Here is a 2792-nt window from a genome sequence, read left to right as displayed (position 1 = left end):
AAGGAGGAACCCCCTGCTGCAGCAGGTATGCTTCCATAGCAGTGGCTTCCCAATGGCCCTCCTTCCCCAGGCCGCCGCTTACCAGCAGGCGCGCCACCTGTTTTTGCCGATAGAGTGCAAGCCCCTTGTCCAGCCGGGCCTGCAGGCGGGGGGAGAGGCTGCCATCGGCATGTACGGTATTGCCCATGATCACAGCCACATCCGCCTGGAGGCAGGGGGTAGCACGGTGGCCATCCCACAGCAGGTAGAGTGCCGGAAGCAGAAGCAGAAGCCCTACAAGTGCCAGCAGGCCTTTTAGCAATACGCCCCAGTGCATGGGTGTTATTACGTTTGAGAGAAGCCGATCTTGCTGCCGCGGTAGCCCTGGCTTTCCACCTTCTCTACCATTTCTTCTACTTTCTGGCGGAGCTCATCTTTGTAGGCATCCAGTTTTTTGGCAACCGCCTTATCGGTGCTGCCCAGGATCTGAGCGGCCAGTATGCCAGCATTTTTGGCGCCATTCAGTGCTACTGTAGCCACGGGCACTCCGGAAGGCATCTGCAAAATGCTCAATACTGAATCCCAGCCATCAATGGAGTTGCTGCTTTTGACCGGTACCCCAATAACGGGCAGGCTGGTTAGGCTGGCCACCATGCCGGGCAGGTGGGCTGCACCGCCGGCACCCGCTATAATCACCTGCAGGCCCCGCTTACGGGCGGTTTGGGCATACTCTACCATACGCAGGGGGGTGCGGTGGGCCGATACAATGCTTAGCTCAAAGGGAATCTCAAACTGCTCCAGGATCTGGGCCGCTTCGTGTATTACCGGCATATCGGACTGGCTGCCCATGATAATGCCCACCAGGGGTTTATTCTTGCTCATGCAATTACTTTTAGGGTATCTTTTACAAAACGGGCTTTTTCCTGCAGACGCTCCAGGCTGGTATCGACTATGGTAACATGCCCCATTTTGCGAAAGGGCTTGGTGATCTTTTTGCCATACAGGTGAATGTGTACGCCGCTGAGCTCCAGTACCTGCTCCAGGCCGGCATAGCGGGCGGGGCCACTGTGGCCGGCTTCACCCAGCAGGTTTACCATGGCCGAGGGGATCTTGCAGGCCGTATCGCCCAGGGGCAGGCCCAGAATGGCCCGCAGGTGCTGCTCATACTGTGAGCTGTAGTTGGCTTCAATGGTTTGGTGGCCGCTGTTGTGCGGGCGGGGGGCTACTTCATTAACAAGAATTTCGCCCTGGGGGGTTACAAACATCTCTACTGCCAGCAGACCCACAATCTTGAGCTCTTCGGCCACCTTCAGGGCAATGTCTTCGGCTTTTTCGCTCAGGTGCTGTTGCAGGCGGGCCGGGGCAAAGAGGTACTCTACCAGGTTATGCTCGGGATGAAAGACCATTTCCACCGCCGGAAAGGCCTTTACCTCTCCGGTGCTGCTGCGGGCTACAATGACGGCAATCTCCTTCTCAAACCGGATCAGCTTCTCCAGCAGGCCCGGTTTGTCAAAGGCCCTATGTATCTCGGCCTTGCTGGCGATCTTCTGCACACCCCGGCCATCGTAACCCTCCCGGCCCAGCTTGTGCACTGCCGGCAAAAAGCCCACATGCTGCGCTACATCCTCCCGGTTTTCGGTAAGGATAAAGGGGGCCGTGGGGATGCCCCGCTCCTGGTAAAACTGCTTCTGGGTACGTTTGTCCTGGATCAGGGCAATCACATCGGGCTGGGGGTAGACCTTTTTGCCCTGGCGCTCCAGTTCCCGCAGGGCCTCCACGTTTACATTTTCGATCTCGATGGTGATCACATCAAAGGGGGCACCCCAGCTGAGCACCGTATCGTAATCGGTAAGGGCGCCCTGGGTAAAGCTGCTTGCCAGCTGGTGGCAGGGGGCCTGCGCATCGGGGTCCAGCATGTGCAGCTCCAGGTTAAAGTCAATGGCGGACTGGAGTAGCATGCGGCCCAGCTGCCCGCCGCCCAGCACCCCTATTTTAATATCCTGATGATAGGCCATACAGAAAGGAAAATGAAAAAAGCACTAAAAAAAACAAAGATAGGGTTTTTTCTGAAGTAGGGGATGCCTGCTAAAAAAGGCTGCTAAAAGTACGCGTACTACTATATATATCCCCACTTCCCTGCCTACCTTTGGCCCTATGCGCAGCATTGCCATTGATGTAGGAAATACCCGGGCCAAGGCCGCCCTGTTTGAGCAGCAACAGCTGCTGGAGGTCGCCTATGGGCTGGAGCAGGAGGCCATTCTTCCCTGGTGTCTGGAGCGCCGGCAGGGGGTTGAGGCTGCCATCATCGCCTCGGTAGGGGCTCCGGTGGCCGAGCTACAGGCCAGGCTGGGCACCCACATGCCCAGCCTGCTGCTAACCCCTGATTTGCCGCTGCCCCTGCGCACCGACTATGCGACCCCCCAAAGCCTGGGCGCCGACCGCATTGCCGCTGCCGTAGGGGGGGCAGCCCGCTTTTCGGGCCAGGCCGTGCTGGTGTTTGATGCCGGCACCTGCCTTACCCATGAGCTGGTGCGTCCCGAGGGGGTCTATGCCGGCGGCGCCATCTCGCCCGGGCTGCAGATGCGCCTGCAGGCCATGCACCAGTTTACGGCCCGCCTGCCCCTGGCCCCTCTGGAAGCAGGCAGCCTGCCCCCTTTGCCTGGCCGCAGCACGCAGGAATGCCTGCAGGCCGGCGCCTTTTGGGGCATGCTGGGTGAAATAGAATATACAATTGGGCGTTATAGGCAGATCTATCCTCATCTTCAGGTAATTCTTTGTGGTGGAGATGCTAAAGTTTTGAAAACAAATTAAAT

Annotated in this window: 4 protein-coding genes; 1 reads left to right on the top strand and 3 read right to left on the bottom strand. The window is 58.2% G+C overall.

From position 1 onward, the window contains the following. The 3 genes from ADICEAN_RS20585 to ADICEAN_RS20575 form a co-directional block, all read right to left on the bottom strand. Positions 1–316 (bottom strand): YdcF family protein (locus tag ADICEAN_RS20585; protein WP_040398659.1); only part of this gene is annotated, 316 nt, incomplete at its 3' end. Between the two features lie 8 nt (positions 317–324). After that, positions 325–861, bottom strand: coding sequence for a 5-(carboxyamino)imidazole ribonucleotide mutase (purE, locus tag ADICEAN_RS20580; RefSeq protein ID WP_009197609.1), 537 nt, complete (start codon positions 859–861; stop codon positions 325–327). Then, the gene (locus ADICEAN_RS20575; RefSeq protein ID WP_009197608.1) at positions 858–1994 is read right to left on the bottom strand and encodes a 5-(carboxyamino)imidazole ribonucleotide synthase; all 1137 of its coding nucleotides are present in this window, start codon (positions 1992–1994) and stop codon (positions 858–860) included. The genes purE and ADICEAN_RS20575 overlap by 4 nt, the downstream gene beginning before the upstream one ends. Positions 1995–2133: 139 nt before the next feature. Between ADICEAN_RS20575 and ADICEAN_RS20570 the strand changes: the two genes are divergently transcribed. Next, positions 2134–2790 carry a type III pantothenate kinase gene (locus ADICEAN_RS20570; RefSeq protein WP_009197607.1) on the top strand — a complete coding sequence of 219 codons (657 nt, stop codon included), beginning with the start codon at positions 2134–2136 and terminating at the stop codon, positions 2788–2790. Positions 2791–2792: the final 2 nt, after the last annotated feature.

This window comes from Cesiribacter andamanensis AMV16, assembly GCF_000348925.1.
Classification (GTDB): domain Bacteria; phylum Bacteroidota; class Bacteroidia; order Cytophagales; family Cyclobacteriaceae; genus Cesiribacter; species Cesiribacter andamanensis.
The sequence above is the reverse complement of the archived record's forward strand: the minus strand, read 5'-3'. Positions and strand labels throughout refer to the sequence as shown.